This window comes from Verrucosispora sp. SN26_14.1, from assembly GCF_004307965.1.
In the GTDB taxonomy this organism is placed as follows: domain Bacteria; phylum Actinomycetota; class Actinomycetes; order Mycobacteriales; family Micromonosporaceae; genus Micromonospora.
This window is the reverse complement of the sequence record NZ_SISL01000375.1, coordinates 1-5671: the sequence shown is the minus strand read 5'-3', so window position 1 is coordinate 5671 and position 5671 is coordinate 1. Positions and strand designations below refer to the sequence as shown.

5 protein-coding genes are annotated in these 5671 nt (G+C 72.0%); 1 reads left to right on the top strand and 4 read right to left on the bottom strand.

What is annotated here, in order from left to right:
• The first annotated feature begins 117 nt into the window (after nucleotides 1-117).
• The gene (locus EYA84_RS24785) at nucleotides 118-1038 is read left to right on the top strand and encodes an endonuclease domain-containing protein (protein WP_131055830.1); all 921 of its coding nucleotides are present in this window, start codon (nucleotides 118-120) and stop codon (nucleotides 1036-1038) included.
• On the opposite strand, the gene EYA84_RS24780 is transcribed toward EYA84_RS24785, so the two are convergent.
• From EYA84_RS24780 to EYA84_RS24765, 4 genes are all read right to left on the bottom strand, one after another.
• Nucleotides 1022-2710: an ABC transporter permease gene (locus EYA84_RS24780; RefSeq protein ID WP_131055828.1), complete on the bottom strand. Its 1689-nt coding sequence runs from the start codon at nucleotides 2708-2710 to the stop codon at nucleotides 1022-1024. The two genes, EYA84_RS24785 and EYA84_RS24780, sit on opposite strands and share 17 nt — an antisense overlap.
• The gene (locus EYA84_RS24775) at nucleotides 2695-3459 is read right to left on the bottom strand and encodes an ABC transporter ATP-binding protein (protein ID WP_131055826.1); all 765 of its coding nucleotides are present in this window, start codon (nucleotides 3457-3459) and stop codon (nucleotides 2695-2697) included. The genes EYA84_RS24780 and EYA84_RS24775 overlap by 16 nt, the downstream gene beginning before the upstream one ends.
• 158 nt (nucleotides 3460-3617) lie before the next feature.
• On the bottom strand, nucleotides 3618-5258 hold the full coding sequence (locus tag EYA84_RS24770; RefSeq protein WP_131055824.1) for a cation acetate symporter: 1641 nt from the start codon (nucleotides 5256-5258) through the stop codon (nucleotides 3618-3620).
• Nucleotides 5259-5660, bottom strand: a complete 402-nt coding sequence (locus EYA84_RS24765; protein WP_131055831.1) for a hypothetical protein — start codon at nucleotides 5658-5660, stop codon at nucleotides 5259-5261. It abuts the gene before it with no gap.
• Nucleotides 5661-5671: the final 11 nt, after the last annotated feature.

Sequence of the window (5671 nt, the reverse complement as noted above, 5' to 3'; positions counted from 1 at the left end):
TCGTGCGGGGGCGCCCGTGGGCGTGTGGGGCCGCCGACAGGCGGCGGCACGGGCGCAGGGAGCCGCGTTATCCACAGGGGCGGCGCGCGGGGTGTGGTGACTGCCATCGTCGGTGGCATGTCCAGATCGCCTCGTCGGCCTCCGCAGTTGCGGGGGCGCATCTTCCGTGGGTCTCACGCGGTCACCAGTGGCCTGCTTACCCGCAACGACCTCCGCAGTTCCGCCTGGCGCTCACTCTTCCGAGACGTGTACGCGGACGCCCAACTGCCGGTGACCCACCGGGTCAGGTGCACCGCTGTCGGTCGGTGGCTGATCCCGTCGGCCGGGGCGATCGCCGGCCGATCCGCTGCGGCACTCTACGGATGCGCCGAGGTCGCCGCCGACGAGCCGGTGGACGTCGTGGTGCCGCGCGGCGTACGCGTCGGTGTCATCGCTGGTCTGCGCATCCGTCGCGGGCCCATCGACCCGGGTGACATCCTCGATCGCGCGGGTACGTCTGTCACGTCCCCCGAACGTACCTGCTGGGACCTGGCGCTCTGGCTCGACCTGGTGGAGGCGGTGGTGGTCATCGACGTGTTGTTGGCGCGCCGACTCGCCGACGCGTCCACGCTTCGCGGGTACGCCCTCGCGCGGGCGGGGCGTCGTGGCTGGCGGGCGATGCTCCGAGCAGTCGATCTCGCTGGCGCCGGTGCCGAGTCGCCCCAGGAATCCCGGACCCGGGTACGGCTGGTGCTGGCCGGGCTGCCCCGGCCCCGTACCCAATGGGTCGTGTCGGATCGGGGCCGTTTCGTCGCTCGTCTCGATCTCGCCTGGCCGGACTATCGGGTCGCGGTGGAGTACGACGGTCTCTGGCATGCCGACCCGGAGCAGCTCCACTCGGACCGCAGGCGGCTCAACCGGCTGGTAGGCCGCGACTGGATCATCCTGCACGTCACCGCGAAGCGCCTCCGTGCGGATTTCGAGGGCTTCGTCGCCGAGGTCCAGGCCGCGCTTCGCGCCCGGGGTGCCGTCCCGCCGTCGTTCAGCGGCGCGGCGTGACCGTGGCCAGCAGTTCGGGCTGGCGGCGGTCCAGGGTGTCGCCGGCCAGGTACGCGCCGAGCAGTGCCGCACCGACGCCGTACACCGCGCCGAGCGGCAGACCGAGCCAGAGCCAGGTGTCGCCGAGCAGCGCGGCGGCCACCACCATCGGTACGCCGAGCACGGCGGTGACGACCATCGACAGCAGCGTCAGCAGACTCTTGGCCACGCCGGCACCACTGTTCATGGCGAACGGGTTGCTCGTCTCCGGCAGCGAGTACGCGCCGAGCACCGAGATGAACGAGTTGACCGCCAGCCCGACACCGTACGTCGCGACCAGTGCGCCGGCCATGAACCCGATCCACGCCGGCTCGCCGAGGACCAGCGCGATCACCACCGCGACCACGGCCAGCATCGGCAGGACGTAGAGCGAGAAGGCGGCCATCCGGGCGAGTAGTTCCTGTCGACCGGGTACGCCGGCCACCACGTTCGCGGCGTACGCGCTGCCGTCGAAGCCGAACTGGTTGGCCAGGGTGACGGCGGCGAGCAGCCCGACGAAGAGCATGGAGACGCTGACCAGCACCGGTGACGAGTCGCCGACGCTGAAGCCCTGATCACTGTCGAAGGCGAAGCCCTGCGCGCCGAAGTTGACCATGACCGGCACGAAGAGACCGACCACCGCGACGGTGATCAGGTTGGCCCGCCTCCGGGCGTCCCGCCACCAGTACCTGGCCTCCCGGGCGACCAGCGCGCCGAACTGGTCCCGGCGCAGCCAGCCGGCCGCACGGGGGAACAGTTGGGCGACCGCGCCACCGGTGGGTCCGGCCTGAACACGGGTCGACCCGGTGCTCGCCGCACCCACCATCGCCGACTCCAGCGACCGCGACCACCACGCCAACAGCGCGAGGATGGTGAGCACGGCGATCGCCAGCTTCAGCGGGGCGGCCCAGACCCGGCCCTGGGCCAAGTCGATACCGGCCGTGAAGGGTGCGCCCAGCGGGGTCCAGCCCAGCACCGTCGCCACCGGGACGAATCGGTCCCAGTTGACCTCGCCGAGCGCGGCCACGCCCGCGATCTGCAACGGCCCCAGCATCGCGGCCAGCACCGCCAGCAGGACGGCGGCCAGGTCACGGACCCGCCGGGAGCGGAGCATGGTGGCGAACGCGCTGGTCACCGCCCGTGCACCGGCGACGCAGACGAGCAGCCCCAGGACGACGCCGAGCGCGGCCACCACGGCGGCGGACCAGCCGCCGAAGACACCGGCGGTGACCACCAGGCCGGAGAACGCCACCAGGGCGGCGATCGCCGGTACGCTCACCAGCGCCGCCGCGAACAGCCCCTTGACCAGGGTGCGGCGGGGTAACGGCAGCAGCGCGAAACGGGCCGGGTCGAGTGTCTCGTCGACGCCGAAGAAGACCAGCGGCAGCAGCATCCAGCCGAGCACGGTGAGGCTGCCGGCGAGCGCGGCGATCAGCAGCGCGTACGTGTCGTTGCCCGCCAGCCCGGGGGCGGCCAGGCCGAAGAAGGCGCCCACCGCGATCCAGAGCCCGAACAGCGACCCGATCAGGAACAGTGCGACCCGCCAGCCCTGACCACGGAAGTTGTTGGCCATCACCCGCAGCTTGAGCCGGACGAAGTGCCGGGCCGAGATGGCCCGTACCGGCTTCGCCGGGGTGGTCACTGAGACAGCCACGCCAGCTCCTCACCGGTTGCGGTACGCCCGCCGACCACCTCGACGAAGACCTCCTCCAGCGAGCGCTCGCCGCGTACCTGCTCCAGCGTGCCGACCCGCTTGATGGTGCCCTCGGCGAGGATCGCCACATGCGTGCAGAGCCGCTGCACGACCTCCATCACGTGACTGGAGAAGACCACCGTGCCGCCGCCGGTGACGTACCGCTGGAGGATGTCGCGGATCAACGCGGCCGAGACCGGATCGACCGCCTCGAACGGCTCGTCCAGCACCAGCAGTCGCGGCCCGTGTAGCAGCGCGCAGGCCAGGCCGATCTTCTTCTTCATACCCGCCGAGTAGTCCACCACCAGGGTGCGGCCGGCGTCGGCGAGGGCGAGCACGTCGAGCAGTTCCCCGGCACGCTGGTCGACCACCGCCGGGTCCATGCCGCGCAGCAGGCCGTGGTACGCCAACAGCTCGGACCCACTGAGCCGGTCGAAGAGGCGTACGCCGTCCGGCATCACGCCGAGCAGCCGTTTCGCGGTGACCGGGTCGGCCCACACGTCGTGCCCGAGTACCTGGGCGCCACCTGCGTCGGGCCGCAACAGCCCGACCGCCATCGACAGCGTGGTGGTCTTGCCCGCGCCGTTCGGGCCGAGCAGGCCGTAGAACGAGCCGGCGGGTACGTCCAGATCCACGCCGGCCACCGCGACCTTGCTGTCGAACCTCTTCGCCAGGCCGCGCAGCGCCAGCGCCGGGTGCTCACCAGTCATGATCCCGACCGTATCCGGTCCTGACCAGTGCACCGACCCTCCGGAGGACGATTCACGGCTCATCCCCGAGTCGGACGTCGCGCCAGCCGCCCCTGCACGCCGACGGACGTTAGCAGGGGACCCCTCCTATACCGCAGGCGTTAGCAGGGGGCCCTTCCTTACCGCCGGAGGGCGTCGGGGGCGTGCAGGCGCAGCATGGTGCGGGCGATGTCGGTCGGGGCGCGGCGGCGGGTGGCGAGCGAGACGGCGACCATCACGGTGAAGGCCAGCGGCACCGTCCAGGCGGCGGGCTGGGCGGTCAGGGTGGCCGGCCAGCCGGACAGCGGTGGGCCGAGCACGGTGACCAGCACCGCCGAGATCGCCGCGCCGCCGCCGACCAGGATGCCGGCCGCCGCGCCCGCGTCGGTGAGCCCGCGCCACCAGATGCCGAGTACCAGCAGTGGGCAGAAGCTGGACGCGGCGACGGCGAACGCCAGCCCGACCACCTGCGAGACGTCCAGCCCGGAGACGTTCAACGCGAGCACCGTCGGGATCCCGCCCGCGATTACCGTGGCCAGCCGGAAGCCGCGTACCGAGCCACGGCCGAGCACGTCCGTGGAGATCACTCCGGCGACGCTGGTGAGCAGGCCGGACGAGGTGGAGAGGAAAGCCGCGAACGCACCGGCGGCGACCAGGGCGGCCAGCAGCCGGCCGGTGGTCCCGGCGCCGAGCGCCGCTTCGGGCAGCAGCACCACCACCGCGTCGGTCTGCCCGCTGACCAGCAGTTGCGGGGTGTAGATCCGACCCAACACACCGTAGATCGTGGGTAGCAGGTAGAAGACCCCGACCAGCGCCAGCACCACCAGCGTGGTCCGGCGGGCGGCGGCCCCGTCCGGATTGGTGTAGAAGCGGACGAGGACGTGCGGTAACCCCATGGTGCCCAGGAAGGTCGCCAGGATCAGCGAGTACGTGGCGAACAGCCCCCGGTCGTCGTCGGCCGCGGTGCTGGGCAGCAGCCATTCGGCCGATCCGGTCGCCACTCCGGAGACTTCCGGCACCGGCTCACCCGCTGCGAAGGTCAACTCGTCGCCGGGGCGTACCTCCCGGGTCTCACCGTCGGGCAGCGTGAGCACGGCGCGGTGCTCGACCACGACGGTGGTCGCGGTCCGGAACGTCGGCCCGTCGGGCGGCGTCACCGGGGGACGTCCGTCGGACTGCCACTGGAGGGCGAGGAAGATGGCGGGTACGGCGAGCGCGGTCAGCTTGAGCCAGTACTGGAACGCCTGCACGAAGGTGACCGCGCGCATCCCGCCGAGCGCCACGTTGGCGGTCACCACCGCGGCCACCACCAGGGCACCCACCGGGTACGGCGAACCGGCCAGCGTGGCCAGCGTCAGCCCGGCGCCCTGCAACTGCGGGACCAGGTAGAGCCACCCGATGAAGATCACGAAGATGGTGGCGAGCGTCCGCAACCGGCGGGAACCGAGCCGCATCTCGCAGAAGTCGGGCAGGGTGAACGCCCCGGAGCGGCGCAACGGTGCCGCCACGAAGAGCAGCAGGGCCAGGTAGCCGGCGGCGAAGCCGACCGGATACCAGAGCACGTCGACGCCGTACTTGAGGACCAGCCCGGCCACGCCGAGGAAGCTCGCCGCCGAGAGGTACTCCCCGCCGATCGCGGCGGCGTTCCAGGTCGGGCTGACCACCCGTGAGGCGACCAGGAAGTCGGAGGTGGTGCGGGCCAGCCGCAGCCCGTAGAACCCGATCCCCAGCGTGATCAGGGTGACCGCCACGATCGCGGGTACGACGAGGTCGTTGCCCACTCAGCGCTCCGGCCGCTGGACCAGGTCGGTGAAGTCCTGCTCGTTGCGTTCGGCCAGCCGCACGTACGTCCAGCCGACCGCGACCAGGAACGGGAAGGAGAGCGCGCCGAGCACCAGCCACGGCAGGTTGACGCCGAGCACGGTCATCCGCCCGACCGACGGCGCGATGGCGAACAACAGGGGCAGGCCGCCCAGCCCGACCAGCACCACCGCCGACAGTTGCAACGCCAGCGCCAACTGGGCGCGGACCAGTCCACGGACGAGGGCCTCACCGACCCGGGTCTGCTGGGTGAGCTCGGTGTGCGTACCGGCGGCGGGGCGCTGCCGCTGCGACACCTCGGCCAGCACCACCCGGGTGCGGGTGGGCGCCTCGGGTGTCGGCGGCCCGCCCTGCGGCGGCACCGGTCCGGGGT

Excerpts from the sequence above, each read along its gene's own strand:
- EYA84_RS24785 (WP_131055830.1), top strand. The coding sequence starts at position 118 with ATGTCCAGATCGCCTCGTCGGCCTCCGCAGTTGCGGGGGCGCATCTTC.
- EYA84_RS24775 (WP_131055826.1), bottom strand. The coding sequence starts at position 3,459 with ATGACTGGTGAGCACCCGGCGCTGGCGCTGCGCGGCCTGGCGAAGAGG.